The organism is Serratia ureilytica, assembly GCF_017309605.1.
Lineage (GTDB): Bacteria > Pseudomonadota > Gammaproteobacteria > Enterobacterales > Enterobacteriaceae > Serratia > Serratia ureilytica.
Genome location: NZ_CP071320.1, coordinates 156,550 through 181,702, shown reverse-complemented (window position 1 = coordinate 181,702; position 25,153 = coordinate 156,550). Strand labels below are relative to the sequence as shown.

Genomic DNA, 25,153 nt, shown 5'->3' with positions numbered 1-25,153 from the left:
GAAACCGATATTAAGAGAGAGAGAAAGAAAATGGCTACTACATCCGTCTCAATGGACATCCCGGCATCCGCCGACACCGTATGGCAACTGATCGGCGGCTTCGATGCCCTGCCTGACTGGCTGCCGTTCATTCCGAAAAGCGTCATTTCGCAAGGCGGCCGCGTGCGCACTTTGACCACCGCCGACGGCGGCACCGTCATCGAGCGGCTGGAAGCGTTCGATAACCGTCAACGCAGCTACAGCTACTCCATCATGCAGGCGCCGTTCCCGGTGGTGAATTACCTGTCCACCCTGTCAGTGCACGCCACCGACGACGCCAACGTGGCGCGCGTGGAATGGTCGGGCAGCTTCACGCCGGTCAACATCAGTGACGACGAGGCCATCGCCCTGTTCAGCGGCATCTACCAGGGCGGCCTGGATGCGCTGAGCGGTAACTTCCCTCGTTAACGCTTGAACACTCAAGCCCCACGGCCGATGGCTACACCCATCGGCCGTTTTTTTTTGGTTTGGCCGCGCGAAGCGGCAACGCCGCGAAACAGGATAAATCCGCCATCGCCGCTTATGCTGTAAAGGAGATGTTCATTTGAGGAGATGACCGTGCGCCCTTTCAACCTGCAACAGTTGGATCATGTGGTTCTGCGCGTGCGCGATATGCAGAACAGCCTGCGTTTTTATACCCAGGTCATCGGTTGTGATATCGCCAAACAGCGGCCGGATTTGGGGCTGGTGCACCTGCGCACCGGCGCCTCCATGATCGATCTGGTGGACGTCAACGGCATGCTAGGAAGAAAAGGCGGCATGCCGCCCGATGCCAGACAGCAGAACGTCGATCACTTTTGCCTGCGCATCGATCCGTTCAACGAAGACGCGTTGCTGACCTACCTGCGATCGCAGGGGATCGACGCGGATCCCGCCGAATCGCGCTACGGCGCGGAAGGCGACGGGCCGTCCATCTATTTCAGCGATCCGGACGGCAATCGCGTGGAATTGAAAGGGCCGGCGCTCGATTAACCGCTTTGGTTACCTTCGATAGCAGACAGCCGTTGGCGATCCGTCACCCGCAGTGATTTGTTTTTAAACTGAATGATGCCTTCCGCCGCGAGCTGCGCCAACGCGCGGCTCAGCTGTCTGACGGAGATGCCCAATCTCGCCGCCAGCGCCTCCCGGTTTTCCAGCTCAATCAATTCCCCTTCGCTCTTTATCTTGAATAATAAAAATTTTCGCAGTTTATATTCCGCCGTCAAAACGCCGTTCGCATGCAGCAAGGAGGAATGCAGCAGCTTATTGCTCAATTGCCGGCAGATAAAGGTGAGAAACGCCGGGTCGCTCAGGGCGTGATTGTTGATGACCTCTATCGGTGCCGCGAGGAGCAGCGCGTCGGTCACCGCCTGCACGGTGCTGAACAGCGTGCGCTGCGCCTGGGAGAACAGCTCCAGATCGCCAATTACCGAGAAATCCGTTTCGAAGGAAAAGACAATGTGCGCGCCATTCACATCAAAATTCTCAACCTGCAATTTTCCCTGCACGAGAAAAAACAGGTGGGTCAAACGATCGCTTTGCGTCACCAGGTATTCGCCGGCTTCGACGCTCACCAGGCGCAGTGCGGCGAGCAGCGTGGGCGAAAGCGCCGTTTGCAGATCGTGAACCTCAATGAACGCTTCTTTTAGCTTGCTGTCACCGACCGTTTTCAAGGCGATTCACTCCCAAGGTTCATCCTTAAACGTCTTGCCTCCTCGCTTTCGACTGCGTTCAGCATAGCCGACGCGCTTCAGAACGAAAAAGGACATCTGACCTTTTTTGCCTTGGGCCGCCTGGGTATTTTCTCCGTACCCCCTACGAGGAGATTGCCATGCGACACATTCTGATAGACACCGATACCGCTTCCGACGATGCCGTTGCGCTGCTGATGGCGTTGCGCGAACCTGGCGTGAAAGTGGAAGCGATCACCGCGGTCGCCGGAAACTGCCCGCTAGAACACTGCGTCAAAAATGCGCTCATTTGCGTGGAAAAAGCGGGAACCTATGCTCCTCCGGTTTACGCCGGCATGGCGAAACCACTGTTTCGCACGCGCTATCACTCGCACCATATTCACGGTGAAGACGGCATGGGCGACATGGCCTTGCCGACCCCACGCTTGGCCGTAGAACCCGTTCATGCCGTGGACGCCATCATCGACTGCGCCGCACGGCTCAAGGGCGAGCTGGAAATCGTCACCCTGGGGCCGCTGACCAATCTCGCGATGGCGGTGCTGAAAGCGCCCGCGCTGGCCGAAAAAGTGAAGCGCGTGTATGTCATGGGCGGTTCCGGACTGACGCCAGGCAATATCACCCCGCTGGCCGAATTTAATTTTTACGCCGACGCCGAGGCTGCGCATCTGGTGCTCACTGCCGGGCTGCCGCTCACTCTCGTCGGCTGGGAGATCGGCATGGGGGAAGCGTTTATCGACGAACGCGATATAGAACGATTGAATAACCTCGGCGAACTGGGACGCTTTGCCGTGCGCTGCAATCGCGCGCTGATGGCGTTCAACGCACGGCGCACCGAACGCAAAGGGTTTGATTTGCCCGATCCGACCACCATGGCGGTGGCGCTCTATCCGGATATCGTCGAGACCAGTCTGGAGGCGTATTCATGGGTAGAATATAAAAGTGAGAGGTCTTACGGCCATTACGTCATCGATTCCACTCAGCTTACCGGCGAACCGGCCAATGCGCGCGTGATTACCCGCATTAAGCCCGGCCTGTTTAAAGAAAAACTGTTCTCGTTGTTATCTCAGCCGTTAATGAAATAAGTGACCCGCATGAAATTCGATCCAAGAAAATTGAAGAAAGTGGAATTACACGTCCATTTGGATACCTGTTTAAGCTACCACTATTTAAAAAAGGTCGACCCGCAAATAACCAGAACGGCATTTAATCGGCAATTTGTCGCGCCGAAACGATGCGCCGATCTGGGGGACTTTCTAAGCAAGATAGCGCCGCAAATAGATCTATTGCAGACAAGCCAGGCGATAACGCTGGCCGTCGAGGACTTATTCGCGCAGTTGGCGGCGGATAATGTCATCTATGCCGAGCTGCGCTTCGCGCCGCTGCTGCATACCCGGCTGGGGTTAAGCGGTGAAGCGGTGGTCGAGACGGTGCTGGCGGCCATGCATAACGCCTCGCGGGCTTACGGCATCGCCGCCGGGCTTATCCTATGCACGCTGCGGCATTTCGACGCGGCCGCCAGCCTGCAAACGGCGAAGCTGGTTATCGATTATCAGGGAAGCGGCGTGGTGGCGCTGGATTTGGCCGCCGATGAAGCGCGTTACCCGCTGACCCACCATGTGGCGGCCTTTCGCGCCGTGCGTGCCGCCGGCGGCAACGTCATCGCCCACGCCGGTGAGGCGAAAGGCCCCGACAGCGTGCGGGAGACGCTAGATAGGCTGCAGGTGTCACGCATCGGCCACGGCGTCAGAAGCATCGAGGACCCTGCGCTCGTCGAGCGCCTGGTAGCCACCGGCGTCCTGCTCGAGATCTGCCCCAGCTGCAATCTCACCTGCAATTTGTTCGACAGCATCGACGATCATCCGATAGATCGGCTCAAAAAGTGGGGGGTGCGGCTAAACGTGAATACCGATGCGCGCACCGTCGTCGATACCACGCTGAACAAGGAGTACCAGCTGTTGCATGACGCCTTCGGCTGGCAGGATGACGATTTTAACCGCAGCAACCGACAGGCGCTGGAGGCGAGTTTTCTCGACGGCGATACTAAAATTAAATTAATGAGTCAGCTCAATGCCGGGTCGATGTGACCCGGCGCGTTTCAAGGCCAAGCGGCGTTTTACCGCCCCTGCGCCGCCAGCGCCTGGGCGCAGGCCCAGGCCGAGCTCCAGGCCCACTGGAAGTTGTAACCGCCCAGCCACCCGGTCACGTCCACCACTTCGCCGATAAAATAGAGCCCCGGCGCCTTGTGGGCTTCCATCGTCTTGGAAGAAAGTTCGTTGGTGTCGACGCCGCCGAGCGTCACCTCCGCCGTGCGATAACCCTCGGTGCCGTTCGGCTGCACGCGCCAGTTCTGCAACAGATCCACCAGCGCCGCCTGCTGCGGCGCATTCAGCTGCTTCAGCGTCGCCTCCGGCAATTGTCCCAGGGTCTGCAAGCATTCCACCAGCCGCTTCGGCAAGTGCAGCGCCAGGGTGTTTTTCAGGCTTTGGTTCGGGTGCTGCAGGCGCTGTTCATCAAGGAAGCCCGCCAGATCCAGCTCAGGAAGTAAGTTAATGCTCACATACTCACCCGGTTGCCAGTAGCTGGACAGCTGCAATACCGCCGGGCCGGACAGGCCGCGATGGGTGAACAGGATGCTTTCACGGAAGCTGACGCCGTTCTCGGCGGTGATCACCGCCGGCACCGACACGCCGGACAGCGTTTGCACATGCTCCAGCAGCGGCTTATGCAGGGTAAACGGCACCAGCCCGGCGCGCGTCGGCAGCACCCTGAGGCCGAACTGCTCCGCCAGCTTGTAACCGAACGGCGAGGCGCCCAGCCCCGGCATGGATAATCCGCCGCTGGCCACCACAAGTGAGCGAGCACTTACTTTTTCGCCATTCAGCGCCAGCGCGTAGCCGTTCTCGGTTTTCTCCACGCCCAGCACTTCGCTGCGCAGGCGCATCGTCACCTGGCCCAGCTCGCACTCTTTGACCAGCAGATCCACCACCTGCTGCGCCGAATCGTCGCAGAACAGCTGCCCCAGCGTTTTTTCATGGTAGGCGATGCCGTAACGGTTGATCAGATCGATGAAGTCCCACTGGGTGTAGCGCGCCAGCGCCGACTTGCAAAAATGCGGGTTGTTCGACAGATAGGCCGCCGGTTCGGCGTACATGTTGGTGAAGTTGCAGCGCCCGCCGCCGGACATCAGGATCTTGCGGCCCGGTTTTTTGCCGTTGTCGAGCAGCAACACGCGGCAACCGAGTTGCCCCGCCTGCGCGGCGCAAAACATGCCGGCGGCGCCCGCCCCAATCACTACGACATCAAACTGTTCCACCTGAGCCTCACTTATCAAAACCACAATCGCGACAAAAGAGCGCCATATTACGCCGTTTCGCCGCCGGTCACCGCCAAATTCACGGCGGCAGATTGTAAAGCCCCCGCGCCGCCAACGCCATAGTAAGAAAATATTACAGAGGTCAGAGCAGATTAACGCATTGATATTCCATATTTTTGTTATAGACACGCCACCATTTCGTCATGTCCAAATCAAAAAAACGTCATATTTTCCTTTTCCCCGGCACCGGTTGTCACTGATAATGCGCGGCGTTCATGTCCACAAACTGGCGTAACGCTTATGCTGCATTTGTTCGCTGGCCTGGATTTCCATACCGGCCTGATGTTAATTCTCGCATTGTTGTTCGTGTTGTTTTATGAAGCCATCAACGGTTTTCATGATACGGCCAATGCGGTCGCTACAGTTATTTATACCCGCGCCATGCGCTCGCAACTTGCGGTCGTGATGGCAGGTTTGTTCAACTTTCTTGGCGTAATGCTCGGCGGTTTGAGTGTTGCTTACGCCATCGTCCACTTGTTGCCTACCGATCTGTTGTTGAACGTCAGTTCAGCACACGGATTAGCCATGGTCTTCTCCATGCTGTTGGCGGCAATCATCTGGAACCTCGGCACCTGGTATTTCGGTCTGCCGGCGTCCAGTTCCCATACGCTGATAGGCGCAATCATCGGTGTCGGTTTAACCAACGCCCTGATGACCCACACTTCGGTCGTGGATGCGCTTAACGTCCCGAAAATGATTGGCATTTTCCTTTCTCTGCTGTTCTCGCCGCTGGTCGGCATGATGGTGGCGGGAGTGATGGTGTTCGCCTTGCGCCGCTATTGGAGTGGCACCAAGAAACGCCAGCGTATCCACATGACCCCAGCGGAACGTGAAAAGGTCGACGGCAAACGCAAGCCGCCGTTCTGGACCCGTATCGCGCTGATCCTGTCGGCGATTGGCGTCAGCTTCTCGCACGGCGCCAACGACGGTCAGAAAGGCATCGGCCTTATCATGCTGGTGCTGATCGGCGTTGCCCCGGCCGGCTTCGTGGTCAATATGAATGCAACCGGTTATGACATCACCCGTACGCGTGACGCCGTGACCCACCTGCAGCAATATTACCAGCAGCACGGCGACGCGCTGTCGCATGCGGTGTCGTTGACGCCGCTGGTGCCAAGCCCGGATGACGAAGCCACGCCTGGCAAACCGGCCGAGTTCCACTGCGACAGTTCGCGCGCCATGCCGGCGATCGAGCTGGCTCAGGGCATGCTGACCAACCTGCAAAGTTACGATCAGTTGACGGTTGAGCAGCGCAGCCATTTGCGCCGCCTGCTGATGTGCGTGACCGACACGGCGGATAAAGTCGCCAAGCTGCCGGAAACCTCATCCGCCGACCAGCGCTTCCTGAAGAACCTGCGTCAGGATCTGCTGCAGACCGTCGAGTACGCGCCGATGTGGATCATCGTCGCCGTCGCGCTGGCGCTGTCGCTCGGCACCATGGTGGGCTGGAAACGCGTAGCCACCACCATCGGCGAGAAGATCGGCAAGAAAGGCATGACCTACGCCCAGGGCGTATCGGCCCAGATGACCGCGGCGCTGTCGATCGGCGTGGCGAGTTATACCGGCATGCCGGTCTCCACCACCCACGTTCTCTCTTCGGCGGTTGCCGGGACGATGATCGTGGACGGCGGCGGTGTGCAGAGCAAAACCGTGAAGAACATCCTGTTGGCTTGGGTGCTCACCCTGCCAATCTCGATTCTGCTTTCCGGTGCGCTGTATTGGGTCGCGTTGAAGCTGATCTAAGCGACAAGCATCATGAGGAAGGCGGCCGCATGGTCGCCTTTTTTTTTGCCTGCATCAAGGGAAACAGAAAGGCATTAATACCAAATCATCATCGCTATCAGGCAGATGACCACCAGGCCGCACAGGGCCGAAGTCAGCATAAACTGCCCGCGCACCCGCTCGCAGCGGCGAATAAACTCCGGATCGTGGTGCTCGACATAGCGCTGCGCGAAAATATAACGCACCAGCCTCAGCTGCTTGCTGGGTTGGCCGTGGGCGGTAAAGAAACCCCCGCCGTCGACATATTGGTACAGCAGCGGGTCACAGCCGCGCAATACCACCAGCAGCGCGCGCAGAGAAGAGTAATACCGCACCATGTTAACCACACACACCACACACAAGGCCCAAAACAGCGCGACGGTACTGATCATGATTGCCCCCTCAAGGCGTTGTTATCCGCGGCCATCCGCCGGGTCCAACCGCCCTACCTCATTACCCGATACTCTGCTGGAGCTTACCGCTCTCATCCCCTTTTTTTGCCTGCACGGGCCACGCCCATAACCCACCGCCTCCGAAGACGTTGCCGCACCGCACGATGAGATTTGCACGGCATGGTTCTACTCAGAGGAGAAATGATGAGGCCCATATCCATCATTGTAGGTTAATGAAACGCAAACTGGCCTGAGCAGTGGATAAAATTTACCGCCCTGTGCCGAAAAGTCACCTGCCGGGGCGTTATAAGCGATAACCGCCCGTTTTCGATTAGGCTGTTTTTATGGATAGTCTATCCCGCGCCACGCCGCTGATCTTTCCCCCCACGCTGGCTAGACTCAGGTTTCCGTTACGCTTATCCAAGGAAACTGTTATGGCAAACCATTCAATCAAGGGAAAAACCGTCCTGATCGCCGGCGGCGCCAAGAACCTCGGCGGGCTGATCGCGCGCGATTTGGCTGAGCAAGGCGCCAAAGCGGTGGCGATCCACTACAACAGCGCCGCCTCCAAAACCGAGGCGGAGAAAACCGTCGCCGCCATTCAGGCCGCCGGGGCGCAAGGCGTCGCGCTGCAGGCCGATCTGACCACGGCGGGCGCGGTCGAGAAGCTGTTCGCCGATGCTGTCGCCGCCGTCGGCAAGCCGGATATCGCCATCAATACCGTCGGCAAGGTGCTGAAAAAGCCGCTGATCGACATCAGCGAAGCCGAGTACGACGAGATGACTGCGGTCAACGCCAAAACCGCGTTCTTCTTCCTGAAAGAAGCGGGTAAGCACCTTAACGACAACGGCAAAATCTGCACGCTGGTCACCTCGCTGCTCGGCGCCTTCACGCCGTTCTACGCCGCTTACGCCGGCACCAAAGCGCCGGTGGAGCACTTCACCCGCGCCGCCGCCAAGGAGTTCGGCGAGCGCGGCATCTCCGTGACGGCGGTCGGCCCCGGCCCGATGGATACCCCGTTCTTCTACCCGGCGGAAGGCGCGGACGCCGTGGCCTACCACAAGACGGCGGCGGCGCTGTCGCCATTCAGCCAAACCGGCCTGACCGATATCGAAGACGTGGTGCCGTTCATCCGTCATCTGGTCAGCGACGGCTGGTGGATAACCGGCCAAACCATCCTGATCAACGGCGGCTACACCACCAAATAAACCCGGCGGGGGCACCTATCGCCCCCGCACCTGCTCGCGCGCAACCGCGCCATGCGGCTACACTCTCTGTCAGAAACGGCGCCAAGGAACAGCAGGTCAACGAGATGGACAGATTCAATCAATACCGCGTATTCGTGCAGGTGGCGGAGATGGGCAGCTTTATCCGGGCGGCCCATGCGCTGGAGGTGCCGCGCGCCTCGGTGTCCGCCGCCGTTCAGCAACTGGAAACGCAGCTGGGCGTGCGCCTGCTGCACCGCACCACACGGCAAGTGCGGCTGACCGCCGACGGCGAACAGCTGCTCGAACGGCTGCGCCCGCTGCTGGCCGAGGTGGAAGATATCGATCAGTCGTTTCAGGCCAGCCAACGGCAGGCCTCCGGGCGGCTCAGCGTCGATGTGCCGAGCCGCATCGCCCGTCGGCTGATCGCGCCGGCGCTGCCCAGCCTGCTGCGGCGCCACCCTCATCTGCAGCTGGTGCTCGGCTCCGCCGATCGCGCCATCGATCTGGTGCAGGAAGGGGTCGACTGCGCGGTGCGCGTCGGCGATCTGCACGACAGCAGCCTGGTGATGCGCCCGCTCGGCCATATCGCGCTGATCAACTGCGCCAGCCCCGCCTACCTGAGCGAATTCGGCCATCCTCTTCATCCCGCCGATCTCGCCGAGGGGCACTGGAGCATCGGCTACGCCTCGCCCAAAACCGGCCGCGAATCCCCCTGGGAATACCTGACCGACGACGGCCATAGCCACCGGCTCGAACTGCCCAGCCGGGTGGTGGTCAACAACGCCGAAAGCTATATCGCCTGCTGCCGCGCGGGGCTGGGGCTGATGCAAATCCCGCGCTACGACGTACAACACCTGCTCGACGCCGGCGAACTGGTGGAAGTTCTGCCTGATTACCGCGCCGCCTCCATGCCGATCGCCCTGATCTACCCCCATCGCCGCCAGCGTTCCCGCCGTTTGGCGGTGTTTCATGAGTGGTTTGAAAGCCTGCTGCAACCGCATCTGGAGCGCTGATTGCACATTTAGCGCTATACTTTGTTTAATAACGCTTATAATTCAAGCGGTCAGACCGTTAAAACCCGCATAACCCTTAGGCTTTTACGCCGCGCGGGTGTACAACGAAAGGTATCGTGCGCAGAGATTTTCGATGCGGCGCAGTGTGATCGCCCCAACATATCATTGCGTTATCCGAATGATACTATGGAACCAAAAGCGCCAGGCGGGTACACGGAACGCCTGCTAACCCTTTTTAATCGGCATGTTTATGGAAGGAGTATTCTTATGGCTTACAAACACATATTGATCGCGGTAGACCTATCCCCGGAAAGCAAGATCCTGGTAGAAAAAGCCGTCTCTATGGCGCGGCCGTATAACGCCAAAGTTTCTCTGATCCACGTCGATGTCAACTATTCCGATCTCTATACTGGCCTTATCGACGTCAATCTCGGCGACATGCAAAAGCGCATCTCTGAAGAAACCCACCAGGCGCTGACCGAGCTGTCGCAAAACGCCGGCTACCCGATCACCGAGACCCTGAGCGGCAGCGGCGATCTGGCGCAGGTGCTGGTGGACGCCATCAAGAAATACGACATGGACCTGGTGCTGTGCGGCCACCACCAGGACTTCTGGAGCAAACTGATGTCTTCCGCTCGCCAGCTGATCAATACCGTGCACATCGATATGCTGATCGTGCCGCTGCGCGACGAAGAAGACGAATAAAGTAAGCGCTTGCTAACTTAACTGCCCAACGCCCGCGCCCTGCGGGCGTTTTTCATGCCGCTACGCCGATTAATCGCTTGATAATCAACCGCCCTCCGATGATATAGTCGCTAAAGACACAACATCCTCCCCCGAGCATCACCTATACCCAAATCTATAAGAAATAGCGGGGGAAAATTTAATGCTAAAAGGAGTTATCCATGGAATATGCCGTATCGGTAGAGTCTTTCCTGTCCTCATTACAACGCCATAACCCCCACCAGCCGGAATATCTGCAGGCCGTGCGCGAAGTGTTCACCTCGCTGTGGCCATTTATCGAGCGCAACCCGCGCTATCGCGAACAGGCGCTGCTGGAGCGCCTGGTGGAGCCCGAGCGCATCATTCAGTTCCGCGTCAGCTGGGTGGACGATCGCGGCCAGGTGCAGGTCAATCGCGCCTTTCGCGTCCAGTTCAACTCGGCCATCGGCCCCTACAAGGGCGGCATGCGCTTCCACCCGTCGGTGAACCTGTCGATCCTGAAGTTCCTCGGCTTTGAGCAGACCTTCAAGAATGCGCTGACCACCCTGCCGATGGGCGGCGGCAAAGGCGGCTCCGATTTCGATCCGAAGGGCAAAAGCCAAGGCGAGATCATGCGTTTCTGCCAGGCGCTGATGACCGAACTGTATCGCCACTTGGGCCCGGACACCGACGTGCCGGCCGGCGACATCGGCGTCGGCGGCCGTGAAGTCGGCTTTATGGCCGGCATGATGAAGAAACTGTCCAACAACACCGCCTGCGTGTTTACCGGCAAAGGGCTCTCCTTCGGCGGCAGCCTGATCCGCCCCGAGGCGACCGGCTACGGCCTGGTGTACTTTACCGACGCCATGCTGCAGCGCCACGGCTTGGGCTTTGAGGGCATGCGGGTGGCGGTGTCCGGCTCCGGCAACGTGGCGCAGTACACCATCGAGAAAGCGTTGGAGCTGGACGCGCGCGTGATCACCGTGTCGGATTCCGGCGGCACTCTGGTGGACGAAGACGGCTTCACCACCGAGAAGCTGGCGCACCTGGCGGAGATCAAAAACCAGCGCTACGGCCGGGTGGCGGACTATGCCCGCGAACGCGGCCTGACCTACCTGGCGGGCCAGCAGCCGTGGAACGTGCCGGTGGATATCGCCCTGCCGTGCGCCACCCAGAACGAACTGGACCTCGAGGCGGCGCAGACGCTGATCCGCAATGGGGTGAAAGCGGTGGCGGAAGGCGCCAACATGCCGACCACCATCCAGGCCACCGACGCCTTCCTCGACGCCGGGGTGCTGTTCGCGCCCGGCAAGGCGGCCAACGCCGGCGGCGTAGCCACCTCGGGGCTGGAGATGGCGCAAAACGCCGCGCGCATCGGCTGGCGGGCGGAAAAAGTGGATGTACGTTTACAACATATCATGGCGGATATTCACCATGCCTGCGTGGAATACGGCGGCGAGGGCAAGCAAACCCACTATGTACACGGCGCGAATATCGCCGGTTTCGTTAAGGTTGCGGAGGCGATGCTGGCCCAGGGCGTGCTGTAATCGGGCGCAAAGGTGATCTTGTTCACACATCGATTAAATGCTTCAATGCCGGCCTCTGCGCCGGCATTTTTTTCCGCGTCCAAGCCATCAAAATGATGCATGAAAGTTAATTAAAGGTTAATAAAAAGTTATTTATGGCCGTTTAATTGGTAGTAAGTTTACCACCACCAAATAATTAAACATTTATTTAACACTAAATACGCCAGTATTTTACTTAAATGTGCGCAGATCACATTTTATTAACTTCAGCTACGCCCCCTCTTCCATTCCTTTGTAATCTGCAGCGGTGGAAAAACCGCCACCCCTACAGATAAAAAAAGGTACAGCTAATGAAATTTAACCTCGCATTATTAAATGCATGTGTGGTTTCTGCGTGCATGTTATCGACAACACCTGTGTTCGCCGCTGATAAATATGAGATTGCCGTGGTCGCCAAAGTGACCGGCATTCCGTGGTTCAACCGCATGGAAGTGGGCGTCAACGAAGCGGCGAAAAAACTCGACGTCAACGCTTACCAGACCGGCCCGTCTACGCCGGATCCGGCTGCGCAGGTCAAGGTGATTGAGGATCTGATCGCCAAGAACGTCAACGCCATCATCGTGGTGCCGAACGACGCCAAGGTGCTGGAGCCGGTGCTGAAAAAAGCGCGCGACAAAGGCATCGTGGTGCTGACCCATGAATCCCCGGACCAGCAGATCGGCCAGTGGGACATCGAGACCATCGACAGCGAGAAATACGCGCAGGCCAACGTCGATGAGCTGGCGAAAGACATGGGCGGCAAAGGCGGCTACGCGATCTACGTCGGCTCGCTGACTGTGCCGTTGCACAACGCCTGGGCCGATTCCGCCATCAAATACCAGAAAGAAAAATACCCGGACATGTTTGAAGTCACCTCGCGCTTGCCGGTGGCGGAAAGCATCGACAAATCCTACGCCACCACGCTGGATCTGATGAAAACCTATCCGCAGATGAAGGGCATCATCGGCTTCGGTTCGCTCGGCCCAATCGGCGCCGGCCAGGCGGTGGCCAAGAAACGCGCCAAGGACAAAATCGCGGTGGTGGGCATCGCCATGCCGGCGCAGGCCGCTCCTTACCTGATGCGCGGCGACATCAAGAAAGCGCTGCTGTGGGATCCGAAAGACGCCGGTTATGCGCTGGTGACGGTGGCCGACCAGCTGCTGCAGGGCAAAGAAGTGAATAAGGACCTGTCGATCGAGGGCCTCGGCAAAGCCGACGTCGATATGGAACACAAAGTGATTCGGTTTAATAAGATTTTGGAAGTGACCAAAGACAACGCCCAATCGCTCGGATTCTGATTTTTCGCGTAATTTCGCCACACCGGGAAAGTAGTTAAACCCTCGTAGGGGCGCAGCAACGCTGCGCCCAGGGCTTCGGCCGCTACGCAAGCACAGGTTAACGTTATGACAGCCTCCCCCGCATTTATCACCCTGGAGAATATCAGCAAGCGATTCCCAGGCGTGCTGGCATTAGACCAGATCAACCTGACGCTGAATAAAGGCGAAGTGCACTGCCTGGCCGGGCAAAACGGCTGCGGCAAAAGCACCATCATTAAAATCATCTCCGGCGTCTATCAGCCGGAAAAAGGCGCCAATATTTCGCTGGAAGGCAAACTCTTCCACGCCCTGACGCCGCAGCTGTCCGGTTATTACGGCATACAGGTGATCTACCAGGACCTGTCGCTGTTCCCTAACCTGACGGTGGCGGAAAACATCGCCATCCACCGTTACCTGCCCGGCGGCCACTTCTGGGTGCACAAGCGGGTGATGCGCCAGACGGCGCTGGACGCCATGGCGCGGGTCGGCGTACACATCGATCCCGATAAAAAAGTAGAAAAACTGTCGATCGCCGATCGGCAGCTGGTGGCGATTTGCCGCGCCATCGCCGCCGAAGCGCGCTTGGTTATCATGGACGAACCGACCGCCTCGCTGACCCGCCAGGAGGTCGACGGCCTGCTGCGGGTGGTCAACGAACTGAAGGCGGCCGGCATCTGCGTGGTGTTCGTCAGCCACCGATTGGATGAAGTGATGGAAGTCGCCGATCGCATCAGCGTGATGCGCGACGGCAAGCTGGTGGGCACCTGGCCGGCCAGCGAACTGGACAGCCATGAACTGGCGTTCCTGATGACCGGCCAACGCTTTCATTACAGCCCGCTGCCCCCGCTGCCGCCGGCCGAACAGGCGCCGCTGCTCGAGGTGCGCAACCTCAGCCGCGGCGAGAAATACCGCAACGTCAATCTGGCGCTGCGCGGCGGCGAGATCGTCTCGATCGTCGGCCTGCTCGGCGCCGGCCGCACCGAACTGTGCCTCAGCCTGTTCGGCATGACGCGGCCGGACAGCGGCGAGATCCGCATCGAGGGCCGGTCGGTGCAGCTGCACAACAACCGCGAAGCGGTGCGCCACGGCATCGGCTACGTGTCGGAAGATCGTCTGACGCAGGGATTGATCATGGAGCAATCGATCTACGACAACACCATCGTCACCGTCTTCGATCGGCTGCATACCTCGCTCGGGCTGCTGGATCACGCCAAGGCGACCGAGCTGGTCAACCGGCTGATCCGCGATTTGAACATCAAGGTGTCCGACAGCGCATTGCCGGTGAAAACCCTGTCCGGCGGCAACGCCCAGCGCATCGCCATCGCCAAATGGGTCGCGACCCAGCCGAAGATCCTGATCCTCGACTCGCCCACCGTCGGCGTCGACATCGCCAACAAAGAGGGGATCTATCAGATCGCCCGCGATCTGGCGCAGCTGGGCATGGCGGTGCTGATGATCTGCGACGAGATCCCGGAAGCCTATTACAACAGCCATCGGGTGATGGTGATGCGCAAAGGCGAGCTGATCGCCGAATTCGCGCCGCACCAGAGTACCGAACAACAGATCGCCGAGGTGGTGAATGGATAAGTCATTATTGGCCCGCCTGGCCGGGCGGCACGAGTTTTATCTCGGCCTGCTGGTGCTGCTGCTGGCGATCGGCCTAAGCGCCGGCACCGATGAGTTTCTGACGCTCGGCAACCTGACCGACGTCGCCACCAGCTACGCCATTCTCGGCATCCTGGCCTGCGGGCTGTTCGTGGTGCTGATCGCCGGCGGCATCGACATTTCGTTCCCGGCGGTCACCGCCATCGCGCAGTATGTGATGGCCAGTTGGGTGATCCAGCACGGCGGCAGCTTCCCGCTGGCGTTCGCCCTGGCGATTGGCGTCGGCCTGCTGCTCGGGCTGGTGAACGGTTTCCTGGTGTACTGGCTGAAGGTGCCGGCGATCATCATCACCATCGCCACCCTTAACCTGTTCTACGGCCTGCTGGTATACGCCACCAACGGCACCTGGCTGTACGGTTTCCCGGACTGGTTCATGAACGGCATCAACTGGTTCTCGTTCCAGGGCGCCGACGGTTACGACTACGGCCTGACGCTGCCGCTGCTGTGCCTGCTGGCAACCATCGTCGTCACCGGCGTGCTGATGAACCGCACCCGGCTGGGGCGCCAGATCTACGCCATGGGCGGCAACCGCGACGCGGCGTCGCGCCTGGGGTTGAACCTGCTGCGGCTGCACTTCTGCGTCTACGGCTATATGGGCATTCTGGCCGGCGTCGCGGCGGTGGTGCAGGCGCAGATCACCCAGTCGGTGGCGCCCAACTCGCTGCTCGGCTTCGAGCTGACGGTATTGGCGGCGGTGGTGCTGGGCGGCACCAGCATGAGCGGCGGCCGCGGATCGTTGACCGGCACCCTGCTCGGCGTGGTGCTGCTGGCCTTCCTGCAAAACGGGCTGACGCTGCTCAGCGTCTCGGCCTATTGGCACCAGGTATTCAGCGGCGCGATCATTTTGATCAGCATCAGCACCACCGCCTGGAACGAAAAACGCAAGCTGCTCAAGGAGATCTGACATGACGCAGTTAACTCGGTTGATCCCAAACGATCGGATCATTCGCCTGCAGGGCGCGATCATCATCGCGGTGGCGCTGCTGTTCGCCGGGCTGCTCGGATCGCGCTTCTTCAGCCTCGGCAACTTCCAGTCGATCGCCTCGCAGCTGCCGATCCTCGGCCTGCTGGCGCTCGGCATGGGCATCACCATGCTGACCGGCGGCATCAACCTGTCGATCATCGCCGGCGCCAACGCCTGTTCGCTGGTGATGGCGGCGATCATCGTCAGCCATCCCGACCAGCCGCTGTTCCTGGCGCTGGCGCTGTTGGCCGGCCTGCTGGTGGCGGTGGCGATCGGCGCGCTCAACGGCGCGCTGGTAGCCTGGATAGGCGTCTCGCCCATCCTCGCCTCGCTCGGCACCATGACCCTGATCACCGGCCTGAATATCCTGCTGTCCAACGGCGCGGTGATCTCCGGCTTCCCGGCGGCGATTCAATTTCTCGGCAACGGCGCCGTGCTCGGCGTGCCGGTGGCGCTGATCCTGTTCCTGTTGGTGGCGGTCGTGCTGTGGCTGCTGCTGGAGCACACCACGCTGGGGCGCAGCCTGTACCTGATCGGCTCCAACGAGCAGGCCACCCGCTTCAGCGGCGTGAACACCGCGCGGGTGCAGATCGCGGTGTATATCCTGTCGGCGCTGCTCGGCTGGGGCGCCGCCCTGTTGATGATGGCCAAGTTCAACTCGGCCAAGGCCGGCTACGGCGAATCTTATCTGCTGGTGACCATTCTGGCCTCGGTGCTGGGCGGCATTAACCCGGACGGCGGTTTCGGCCGTATTCTGGGGCTGGTACTGGCGCTGATCGTACTGCAAATGTTGGAAAGCGGCCTCAATCTGCTGGGGGTCAGCAGCTACCTGACCATGGCCCTGTGGGGCGGCGTGCTGATCCTGTTTATCGCGTTACAGAATCGAAAAGCCTGAGGAGAAAATAATGGCGAGCTATTTTATTGGCGTAGATGTGGGCACCGGAAGCGCGCGCGCAGGCGTATTCGATCTCAATGGCCGCATGGTCGGCCAGGCCAGCCGGGCCATCGATCTGTACCGGCCGAAGGCGGATTTCGTCGAGCAGTCGTCGGATAACATCTGGCAGGCGGTGTGCAATGCGGTGCGCGACGCGGTCAACCAGGCCGACATCAACCCGATCCAGGTCAAGGGGTTGGGCTTCGACGCCACCTGTTCGCTGGTGGTGCTGGATAAAGAGGGCAAGCCGCTGACCGTCAGCCCCTCCGGCCGCACCGAACAGAACATCATCGTGTGGATGGATCACCGGGCGATCGCCCAGGCCGAACGCATCAACGCCACCAAACACCGGGTGCTGGACTTCGTCGGCGGCATTATCTCGCCGGAGATGCAGACGCCGAAACTGCTGTGGCTGAAACAGCACATGCCCACCACCTGGGCCAACGCCGGCTACCTGTTCGATCTGCCGGACTTCCTCACCTGGCGCGCTACCCAGGACGCCACCCGTTCGCTGTGCTCGACGGTGTGCAAGTGGACCTATCTCGGCCACGAGCAGCGTTGGGACAAGAGCTACTTCCAGCAGATCGGGCTGGAAGACGTGCTGGAACACGACGCGGCCAAGATCGGCAGCGACGTCAAAATGATGGGCGAGCCGCTGGGCCATGGCCTGACTCAGCGCGCCGCCAGCGAGATGGGGCTGATCGCCGGCACGGCGGTGAGCGTGTCAATCATCGACGCCCACGCCGGCACCCTCGGCACGCTGGGCGCCACCGGCGTCTCCGGCGAGGTGGCCGACTTCAACCGCCGCGTCGCGCTGATCGGCGGCACCTCCACCGGTCATATGGCGATGTCGCGCACCGCGCGCTTTATCGGCGGCGTTTGGGGGCCGTATTACTCGGCGATCCTGCCGGAATACTGGTTGAACGAAGGCGGCCAGTCCGCCACCGGCGCGCTGATCGACCACGTCATCCAGTCGCACCCGTGCTATCAGGAGCTGCTGGCGCAGGCGAAAACTCAGGGCCAGACCATCTATGAGGTGCTGAACGCCATTCTGCGCCGCATGGCCGGCGAGCCGGAGAACATCGCCTTCCTGACGCAGGACATTCACATGCTGCCGTACTTCCACGGCAACCGCTCGCCGCGCGCCAACCCGACGCTGACCGGCATCCTGACCGGGCTGAAGCTGTCGCGCACGCCGGAGGACATGGCGCTGCACTACCTGGCCACCATTCAGGCCATCGCGCTCGGCACCCGCCACATCATCGAAACCATGAACCACAGCGGCTACAGCATCGACACCATCATGGCCAGCGGCGGCGGCACCAAGAACCCGATCTTCGTGCAAGAGCACGCCAACGCTACCGGTTGCGCCATGCTGCTGCCGGAGGAGAGCGAAGCGATGCTGCTGGGCGGCGCGATGATGGGCACCGTGGCGGCCGGCGTGTTCGACACCTTGCCGGAGGCGATGAGCGCCATGAGCCGCATCGGCAAGACGGTGACGCCGCAGACCAACCAGATAAAAAGCTACTACGATCGCAAATACCGGGTGTTCCACGAGCTGTACAACGACCACATGAAATACCGCCGGTTGATGCAGGAGGAGGCGTGATGCAGCAAGAGTGGCGGCAGGCCGTGCAGGGCTGGCAAACCTACAGCCAGGAGCTGGCGCAGCTGGGCGAACGCCTCGATGCGCGCACCTGGCAACGGCTGCTGGCGCTGCTGGCCGACTGCCGCGGTAAAATCGCCGTCACCGGCGTCGGCACCTCGGGGATTGCGGCGCGCAAGATAGCCCATATGCTGGCCTGCGTGGAGCGGCCGGCGGTCTACCTCGACGCCACCGGCGCTGCGCACGGCGATCTGGGTTTTCTGCGCGCCGACGATCTGCTGATCCTGATCTCGCGCGGCGGCAATTCCGACGAGCTGACCCGCCTGCTGCCGACGCTGCAGGCCAAGGGGGTGACGCTGATCGCGGTGACGGAAAACCCGCATTCCGCCATCGCGCAGGCGGCGCAGCTGACGATCGCCACCGGGGTGCAAAAGGAGATAGATCCGCTGAACATGCTGGCCACCACCTCAATTGTGCTGGTGTTGGCGATCTTCGACGCCGCCTGCACCTGCCTGATGACGCGCAGCGGTTACGATAAGGACACCTTGCTGGCGGTGCATCCGGGCGGCGGCGTGGGGAAAAGTTTGCGGGAGGAAAACTGAGGGCCCGACACCGCGGGCCCGGCAGACATTACAGCGGCATGTAGATATCGAAACGGTGGCTTTTGGTCAGCGTGGCGGCGTGCGCCGGCACATCGGCCAGCGGCGGCGCGTAGTCCGGGCGTTTCACCACCACGCGCTTGGTCGCCAAACGGCGCGCCGGTTCCAGCAGGCCGTCGGCGTCATCGTCGCTGCCCACCAGCGATTGGAACACCCGCATCTCTTTCTTCACCAGCGCGCTTTTCTGCTTGTGCGGGAACATCGGATCGAGATACACCACCTCCGGGCGCGGGCTGAGATCCGCCAGCGCCGTCAGGCTGGAGGCGTGCAGCAGCGTCAGACGATCGCGCAGCCACGGGCCGATTTCCGCATCCTGATAGCCGCGCTGCAGGCCGTCGTCCAGCAACGCCGCCACCACCGGATTGCGCTCCAGCATCCGCACCCGGCAGCCCAGCGCCGCCAGCACGAAGGCGTCGCGCCCCAGCCCGGCGGTGGCGTCCACCACGTCCGGCAGGTAACTGCCCTTGATGCCGACCGCCTTGGCCACCGCCTCGCCGCGGCCGCCGCCGAAGCGGCGCCGGTGCGCCATGGCGCCGGAGACGAAATCGACGTAGATCCCGCCAAGCTTCGGCTCGTCGCGCTTGCGCAGCTCCAGCCGCTGCGGGGTCAGTACCAGCGCCATCGGCGCGTCGTCGTCGGACGTCAGCCGCCAGCGCTGCGCCAAAACAGACAAGGCGCCGGGATCGGCGCCTGCTTCACACAATAAACACACGCTCACGTGTCGGGTTATCCTTTAATGCCGTAATGGCGCAGCATAGCATCCAGCTGCGGCTCGCGGCCACGGAAGCGTTTGAACAGCGCCATCGGCTCTTCCGAACCGCCGCGCGACAGGATGTTGTCGAGGAAGGATTTGCCGGTCTCGGCGTTGAAAATCCCCTCTTCTTCGAAGCGCGAGTAGGCGTCGGCCGACAGCACTTCCGCCCACAGGTAGCTGTAGTAACCCGCCGCGTAGCCGCCGGCGAAGATGTGGCTGAAGGCGTGCGGGAAGCGGCCCCAGCTCGGCGAAGGCACCACCGCCACCATTTTCTTCACTTCCGCCAGCGTCGGCAGGATCTGCGCCCCTTTCTCCGGGCTGTATTCGAAGTGCATGCGGAAATCGAACAGACCGAACTCCAGCTGGCGCAGAATGAACAGCGCCGCCTGGTAATTCTTGGCCGCCAGCAGCTTGTCGAGCATGGCCTTCGGCAGCGGCTCGCCGCTCTGGTAGTGGCCGGAGATAAACGCCAGCGCTTCCGGCTCCCAGCACCAGTTTTCCATAAACTGGCTCGGCAGCTCGACCGCATCCCACGGCACCCCGTTGATGCCGGAGACGCCGGCGGTATCGATCTGCGTCAGCATGTGGTGCAGACCGTGGCCGAACTCGTGGAACAGCGTAGTCACTTCGTTATGGGTGAACAGCGCCGGCTGGTCGCCCAGCGGGCGGTTGAAGTTGCAGGTCAGGTAAGCGACCGGTTTTTGCAGCGTGCCGTCAGCCTTGCGCAGGCTGCCGACGCAGTCGTCCATCCAGGCGCCGCCGCGTTTGTTTTCGCGGGCGTACAGATCGAGGTAGAAGCTGCCGCGCAGTTCGCCGTCGGCGTCGAACAGATCGAAGAAGCGCACGTCCGGATGCCAGGTATCCACGTCTTTACGCTCTTTGGCGGTGATGCCGTAGATGCGTTTCACCACTTCGAACAGCCCTTCCACCACCCGCTGTTCCGGGAAGTACGGGCGCAGCTGCTCGTCGCTGATGGAGAACAGGTGCTGCTTTTGTTTTTCGCCGTAATAGGTGATGTCCCAGGCGTCGAGCTCGTCCACGCCATAGTGCTGTTTGGCGAAGGCGCGCAGCTGCGCCAGCTCCTGCTCGGCCTGCGGGCGGGCGCGCTTGGCCAGATCGCTCAGGAAGCCGATCACCTGCTCCGGGCTTTCCGCCATCTTGGTCGCCAGCGACTTGTCGGCGTAGGTGTCAAAGCCCAGCAGCTGAGCCAGCTCGTGGCGCAGCGCCAGCGTTTCCGCCATCACTTCGCTGTTGTCCCATTTGCCGGCGTTCGGCCCCTGGTCAGAGGCTCGGGTGGCGAAGGCGCGGTACATCTCTTCACGCAGCGCGCGGTTGTCGGCGTAGGTCAGCACCGGCAGGTAGCTCGGCATGTCCAGCGTCAGCAGCCAGCCGTCCTGCTCTTTGGCCTGCGCCATCGCCTGGGCCTGCGCCAGGGCGCTTTCCGGCAGGCCGCTCAGCTCGGCTTCGTCGGTAATCAGTTTGCTCCAGCCCATGGTGGCGTCGAGCACGTTGTTGCTGTAGGTGGAACCCAGCTCGGACAGGCGCGCGACGATCTCGCCGTAGCGCTGCTGTTTGTCCGCCGACAGGCCGATGCCCGACAGCTCGAAGTCGCGCAGCGCGTTGTCCACCGCCTTGCGCTGCGGCACGCTCAGCGTCTCGAACGCCGCGCCCTCTTTCAGGCTGCGGTAGGCCTGGTACAGCCCTTCGTGCTGGCCGACCCAGGTGCCGTACTCGGACAGCAGCGGCAGCGCCTGCTCATAGGCGGCGCGCAGCTCCGGGCTGTTTTTCACCGAGTTCAGGTGCCCGACCGGCGACCAGATGCGAGACAGGCGATCGTCCGACTCCGCCAACGGCTGACACAGATTGTCCCAGGTGAACGGCCCCGGCTGCGCGACCACGCGCTCTACCGCGGCGCGGCAGTCCGCCAGCGCGGATTGCACCGCAGGCACGATATCTTCAGGGCGGATCGCCGAAAACGGCGGCAGGGAAAACGGGGTCAGCAACGGATTTGTCATAGGGCAGTCCTGATTAGCGTTGGGGCCCGCCACGGGGGCGAGCCTTAAAATGCGTATGAATCTCTAACATGGAGCCAGGCAACAGGAAAATCAATGCCCGGCGTTGATCGTTCGTGCCTTAAACGGCGCATTGGCGAATGCGGGCGGCCAGCGCCGCCAGCTGTTCGTCGTCGGCGCGCGCCGCATCGTGGGAGGAGATATAACCTTCGTAACGCGTGAAAAACTTCGGCGAGGTCGATTCGATCGGCCGCCACTGCTCCAGCGACGCGGTGCCGTGCAGCGGGATCAGTTTGGCGTGCACATGGTCAACGCCGTAGCCCTCAAACACCATGCCGCAGCGGCCGACGTCGTCGAACGCGCGATCCAGCTGCTTTGCCACCCGCTTGGTCGCCAGCATCAACGCGCTCAGCACCTCGTCCGGCAGGTCAAACGCGTAGCTCGGGTGGTGCGCCTTGGGGATCACCACGCTGAAGCCGTCGGTGTTGGGAAAGATGGACAGGAACGCCAGATGGTCGTCGTCTTCCCAGATTTTATGGCACGGCGCCTTGCCCGCCACGATGTCGCAAAAAATGCAGCTCATCCTTTCTCCTTGTGATTCACAGCGTTTCAACCCGTTCGAATTCTTCGAATACCAGCCACATGTCCGGCGCAAAGCTCCCCTCGCGGGTAAAGAATGCCTGATGCCCCTCGCGCCAAAATGCCAGGCTTTTGTCGCCTTCGCCCTCTTTGGCCGCCATCTCGGCGGTCACCTGGTCGTAGCGCACCAGGCGCAGCGCCAGGGTCCTGATCACGCAGGCCGGTTCGCCGCGGCCATCGAGAACGATGCTGTAATCGCCGATCCTCGGGGTTTGTTCCCGACGATAGCTCGCATAGGAACTGCAGGTGGCGGTTTTATCCCCGCTCAGCACCAACCCCAGCAGTTCGTCGGCTAACGCGGGGCCGTCGCCGAACGCCCAGCGCGCCGCGTCGGGGTAATTCGCCAAAATCGCCTGTTTGCTCATCGTCCTGTCCCTTTCTGTTAACGTCTGCGGCAACGGAGTCCGGTTTTTCCCGGCCAGACAGTTTATACTGTGCAGATTATAAGCCTTATTGCATTGAATGCTCCGTCTGCGGAGCACAAGGAACCGCCACCCGTCATGTTAAGTTATCGCCACAGTTTCCACGCCGGCAACCACGCCGACGTGCTCAAACACACCGTTCAGAGCCTGATCATCGAGTCGCTGAAGGAAAAAGAGAAGCCGTTCCTGTATCTGGATACCCACTCGGGCGCGGGCCGTTATCAGCTCAGCGGCGAACACGCCGAGCGCACCGGCGAATACCTGGAAGGCATCGGCTTGCTGTGGCAACGCGACGATCTGCCCGAGGAGCTGGCGGCCTACATGAGCGTGGTGCACAACTTCAACCGTTCCGGCACGCTGCGCTACTATCCCGGCTCGCCGCTGATCGCCCGCCAGCTGCTGCGCCCGCAGGATAAAATTCACCTGACCGAGCTGCACCCGAGCGATTACCCGCTGCTGCGCAGCGAGTTCCAGAAAGACGAGCGCGCCAAAGTGCAGCGCGCCGACGGCTATCAGCAGCTGAAATCCCAGCTGCCACCACCGTCGCGCCGCGGCCTGATCCTGATGGACCCGCCGTATGAAATGAAGACCGATTACCAGGACGTGGTCAAAGGCATTCAGGAAGGCTACAAACGTTTCGCCACCGGCACCTATGCGCTGTGGTACCCGGTGGTGATGCGCCAGCAGATCAAACGCATGCTGCGCGATCTGGAAGCCACCGGCATTCGCCGCATTCTGCAGATCGAACTGGCGGTGAAACCCGACAGCGATCAGCGTGGCATGACCGCTTCCGGCATGATCGTCATCAACCCGCCGTGGAAGCTGGAACAGCAGATGAAAAACGTGCTGCCGTGGCTGCACAAGGTGCTGGTGCCGTCGGGCATCGGTCACCATCTGGTGAACTGGGTGGTACCGGAATAATCCCCAGCAGGGCGCGGTTTGCCGCGCCCTGCGTCCACCTATCGCAGCCATCGACGCAATCTTTGCGACAAACCCCGGTCAGGCGTTAAACTCTTACCCTCTTCAAATTCACAACTCATGGAAATCCCAGATGACGAAACATTACGATTATCTAGCAATAGGCGGCGGCAGCGGCGGTATCGCATCGATCAACCGGGCAGCCATGTACGGCCAAAAGTGTGCGCTGATTGAAGCCAAAGAGCTGGGCGGCACCTGTGTAAACGTGGGTTGTGTACCGAAAAAAGTCATGTGGCACGCGGCGCAGATCGCCGAGGCCATCCATCAGTACGGCCCGGACTACGGCTTCGACACCACCGTCAACGCCTTCGACTGGAAAAAGCTGGTCGCCAACCGCACCGCCTATATCGACCGCATTCACAACTCCTACGATAACGTGCTGGGCAAGAACAAGGTTGACGTGATCAAAGGGTTCGCGCGCTTCGTGGATGCGCACACCGTGGAAGTGAACGGCGAAACCATCACCGCCGATCACATCCTGATCGCCACCGGCGGCCGCCCAAGCCATCCGGCTATTCCGGGCGCGGAATACGGTATCGACTCCGACGGCTTCTTTGAGTTGGACGCCATGCCGAAACGCGTCGCCGTGGTGGGCGCCGGCTATATCGCCGTAGAGATCGCCGGCGTGCTGAACGCGCTGGGCGCGGAAACGCACCTGTTCGTGCGCAAGCACGCGCCGCTGCGCACCTTCGATCCGATGATCGTCGACACCCTGGTGGAAGTGATGAACACCGAGGGGCCGAGCCTGCATACCGAATCGGTGCCGAAAGCAATCGTCAAGAACGCCGACGGCAGCCTGACGCTGCAGCTGGAAAACGGCAAGGCATTCACCGTCGACTGCCTGATTTGGGCCATCGGCCGCGAACCGGCGACCGACAACCTGAACCTCGGCGTGACCGGGGTGAAAACCAATGAGAAAGGCTACATCGACGTCGATAAGTTCCAGAACACCAACGTCAAAGGCATCTACGCGGTGGGCGACAACACCGGCGCGGTAGAACTGACCCCGGTCGCCGTGGCCGCTGGCCGCCGCCTGTCCGAGCGCCTGTTCAACAACAAGCCGGACGAGCACCTGGACTACAGCAACATCGCCACCGTGGTGTTCAGCCACCCGCCGATCGGCACCGTCGGTCTGACCGAGCCGGAAGCCATCGAGAAATTCGGCGCGGACAACGTGAAGGTGTACAAATCCTCCTTCACCGCCATGTACAGCGCCGTCACGCAGCACCGTCAGCCGTGCCGCATGAAGCTGGTGTGCGCGGGTAAAGAAGAGAAGATCGTCGGCCTGCACGGCATCGGCTTTGGCATGGATGAAATCCTGCAGGGCTTCGCGGTGGCGGTGAAGATGGGCGCTACCAAGAAGGACTTCGACAACACCGTGGCGATCCACCCGACCGCGGCGGAAGAGTTCGTCACCATGCGCTGAGGCGCTACGTTTATCCCTCTCTCAGGCCGGGGTAAATACCGGCCTGTTCTTTTTG

At 60.9% G+C, this 25,153-nt stretch carries 24 protein-coding genes; 17 read left to right on the top strand and 7 right to left on the bottom strand.

Going from position 1 to position 25,153, the window contains the following annotated elements:
* Positions 1-30 precede the first annotated feature (30 nt).
* Both J0X03_RS00835 and J0X03_RS00830 read left to right on the top strand, forming a co-directional pair.
* Complete coding sequence (locus tag J0X03_RS00835) at positions 31-447, top strand: SRPBCC family protein (RefSeq protein WP_047026516.1); 417 nt, start codon at positions 31-33, stop codon at positions 445-447.
* 144 nt (positions 448-591) lie between these two features.
* On the top strand, positions 592-1,011 hold the full coding sequence (locus J0X03_RS00830) for a VOC family protein (protein WP_160204678.1): 420 nt from the start codon (positions 592-594) through the stop codon (positions 1,009-1,011).
* On the opposite strand, the gene J0X03_RS00825 is transcribed toward J0X03_RS00830, so the two are convergent.
* Positions 1,008-1,691 (bottom strand): Crp/Fnr family transcriptional regulator, encoded by a 684-nt coding sequence (locus J0X03_RS00825; RefSeq protein WP_033651780.1) that lies wholly within the window; start codon positions 1,689-1,691, stop codon positions 1,008-1,010. The genes J0X03_RS00830 and J0X03_RS00825 overlap by 4 nt on opposite strands.
* Positions 1,692-1,849: 158 nt before the next feature.
* Between J0X03_RS00825 and J0X03_RS00820 the strand changes: the two genes are divergently transcribed.
* Both J0X03_RS00820 and add read left to right on the top strand, forming a co-directional pair.
* Positions 1,850-2,791, top strand: coding sequence for a nucleoside hydrolase (locus J0X03_RS00820; protein WP_033645346.1), 942 nt, complete (start codon positions 1,850-1,852; stop codon positions 2,789-2,791).
* A gap of 9 nt (positions 2,792-2,800) precedes the next feature.
* A complete protein-coding gene (gene add, locus J0X03_RS00815; protein ID WP_069100681.1) occupies positions 2,801-3,793 on the top strand; it encodes an adenosine deaminase in 993 nt (330 codons plus the stop codon).
* Positions 3,794-3,822: 29 nt separating this feature from the next.
* On the opposite strand, the gene J0X03_RS00810 is transcribed toward add, so the two are convergent.
* On the bottom strand, positions 3,823-5,022 hold the full coding sequence (locus J0X03_RS00810) for a BaiN/RdsA family NAD(P)/FAD-dependent oxidoreductase (protein WP_033645347.1): 1,200 nt from the start codon (positions 5,020-5,022) through the stop codon (positions 3,823-3,825).
* Positions 5,023-5,322: 300 nt separating this feature from the next.
* On the opposite strand from J0X03_RS00810, the gene pitA reads away from it, so the two are divergent.
* The gene (gene pitA, locus J0X03_RS00805) at positions 5,323-6,825 is read left to right on the top strand and encodes an inorganic phosphate transporter PitA (protein WP_033645348.1); all 1,503 of its coding nucleotides are present in this window, start codon (positions 5,323-5,325) and stop codon (positions 6,823-6,825) included.
* A 74-nt stretch (positions 6,826-6,899) separates the two neighbouring features.
* Here pitA and uspB read toward each other — a convergent pair whose 3' ends face one another.
* Positions 6,900-7,235, bottom strand: a complete 336-nt coding sequence (uspB, locus tag J0X03_RS00800) for a universal stress protein UspB (RefSeq protein ID WP_004930978.1) — start codon at positions 7,233-7,235, stop codon at positions 6,900-6,902.
* Positions 7,236-7,669: 434 nt separating this feature from the next.
* Here uspB and J0X03_RS00795 point away from each other — a divergent pair, with 434 nt between their 5' ends.
* From J0X03_RS00795 to J0X03_RS00750, 10 genes are all read left to right on the top strand, one after another.
* The gene (locus tag J0X03_RS00795; RefSeq protein ID WP_069100174.1) at positions 7,670-8,443 is read left to right on the top strand and encodes an SDR family oxidoreductase; all 774 of its coding nucleotides are present in this window, start codon (positions 7,670-7,672) and stop codon (positions 8,441-8,443) included.
* Between the two features lie 104 nt (positions 8,444-8,547).
* Positions 8,548-9,456 carry a LysR family transcriptional regulator gene (locus J0X03_RS00790; protein WP_069100175.1) on the top strand — a complete coding sequence of 303 codons (909 nt, stop codon included), beginning with the start codon at positions 8,548-8,550 and terminating at the stop codon, positions 9,454-9,456.
* Positions 9,457-9,723: 267 nt separating this feature from the next.
* Positions 9,724-10,161: a universal stress protein UspA gene (uspA, locus tag J0X03_RS00785; RefSeq protein WP_004930988.1), complete on the top strand. Its 438-nt coding sequence runs from the start codon at positions 9,724-9,726 to the stop codon at positions 10,159-10,161.
* 200 nt (positions 10,162-10,361) lie between these two features.
* On the top strand, positions 10,362-11,705 hold the full coding sequence (gene gdhA / locus J0X03_RS00780) for an NADP-specific glutamate dehydrogenase (protein WP_021505207.1): 1,344 nt from the start codon (positions 10,362-10,364) through the stop codon (positions 11,703-11,705).
* Between the two features lie 329 nt (positions 11,706-12,034).
* On the top strand, positions 12,035-13,021 hold the full coding sequence (locus J0X03_RS00775) for an autoinducer 2 ABC transporter substrate-binding protein (RefSeq protein ID WP_033636379.1): 987 nt from the start codon (positions 12,035-12,037) through the stop codon (positions 13,019-13,021).
* 105 nt (positions 13,022-13,126) lie between these two features.
* Positions 13,127-14,626, top strand: a complete 1,500-nt coding sequence (locus tag J0X03_RS00770) for a sugar ABC transporter ATP-binding protein (RefSeq protein ID WP_033645351.1) — start codon at positions 13,127-13,129, stop codon at positions 14,624-14,626.
* Positions 14,619-15,608: an ABC transporter permease gene (locus J0X03_RS00765; RefSeq protein ID WP_015379367.1), complete on the top strand. Its 990-nt coding sequence runs from the start codon at positions 14,619-14,621 to the stop codon at positions 15,606-15,608. Before J0X03_RS00770 ends, J0X03_RS00765 begins: the two co-directional genes overlap by 8 nt.
* 1 nt (position 15,609) lies before the next feature.
* Positions 15,610-16,563: an ABC transporter permease gene (locus J0X03_RS00760; RefSeq protein ID WP_160204679.1), complete on the top strand. Its 954-nt coding sequence runs from the start codon at positions 15,610-15,612 to the stop codon at positions 16,561-16,563.
* 10 nt (positions 16,564-16,573) lie between these two features.
* Positions 16,574-18,211 (top strand): FGGY-family carbohydrate kinase, encoded by a 1,638-nt coding sequence (locus J0X03_RS00755; protein WP_004931001.1) that lies wholly within the window; start codon positions 16,574-16,576, stop codon positions 18,209-18,211.
* On the top strand, positions 18,211-18,810 hold the full coding sequence (locus tag J0X03_RS00750) for a KpsF/GutQ family sugar-phosphate isomerase (protein WP_033645354.1): 600 nt from the start codon (positions 18,211-18,213) through the stop codon (positions 18,808-18,810). Before J0X03_RS00755 ends, J0X03_RS00750 begins: the two co-directional genes overlap by 1 nt.
* Before the next feature lie 28 nt (positions 18,811-18,838).
* On the opposite strand, the gene rsmJ is transcribed toward J0X03_RS00750, so the two are convergent.
* The 4 genes from rsmJ to J0X03_RS00730 form a co-directional block, all read right to left on the bottom strand.
* Entirely contained in the window at positions 18,839-19,585 is a 747-nt protein-coding gene (rsmJ, locus tag J0X03_RS00745; RefSeq protein ID WP_033645355.1) for a 16S rRNA (guanine(1516)-N(2))-methyltransferase RsmJ, read from the bottom strand.
* A gap of 8 nt (positions 19,586-19,593) precedes the next feature.
* A complete protein-coding gene (gene prlC / locus J0X03_RS00740) occupies positions 19,594-21,636 on the bottom strand; it encodes an oligopeptidase A (protein WP_060660147.1) in 2,043 nt (680 codons plus the stop codon).
* Between the two features lie 118 nt (positions 21,637-21,754).
* Positions 21,755-22,216 carry an HIT family protein gene (locus tag J0X03_RS00735; protein ID WP_033651785.1) on the bottom strand — a complete coding sequence of 154 codons (462 nt, stop codon included), beginning with the start codon at positions 22,214-22,216 and terminating at the stop codon, positions 21,755-21,757.
* 16 nt (positions 22,217-22,232) lie between these two features.
* Positions 22,233-22,637 carry an ASCH domain-containing protein gene (locus J0X03_RS00730; RefSeq protein ID WP_025304616.1) on the bottom strand — a complete coding sequence of 135 codons (405 nt, stop codon included), beginning with the start codon at positions 22,635-22,637 and terminating at the stop codon, positions 22,233-22,235.
* Positions 22,638-22,772: 135 nt separating this feature from the next.
* Here J0X03_RS00730 and J0X03_RS00725 point away from each other — a divergent pair, with 135 nt between their 5' ends.
* Positions 22,773-23,615 carry a 23S rRNA (adenine(2030)-N(6))-methyltransferase RlmJ gene (locus J0X03_RS00725; RefSeq protein ID WP_033636386.1) on the top strand — a complete coding sequence of 281 codons (843 nt, stop codon included), beginning with the start codon at positions 22,773-22,775 and terminating at the stop codon, positions 23,613-23,615.
* Positions 23,616-23,745: 130 nt separating this feature from the next.
* Positions 23,746-25,098, top strand: a complete 1,353-nt coding sequence (gene gorA, locus J0X03_RS00720) for a glutathione-disulfide reductase (protein ID WP_033645358.1) — start codon at positions 23,746-23,748, stop codon at positions 25,096-25,098.
* The last annotated feature ends 55 nt before the right edge of the window (positions 25,099-25,153 follow it).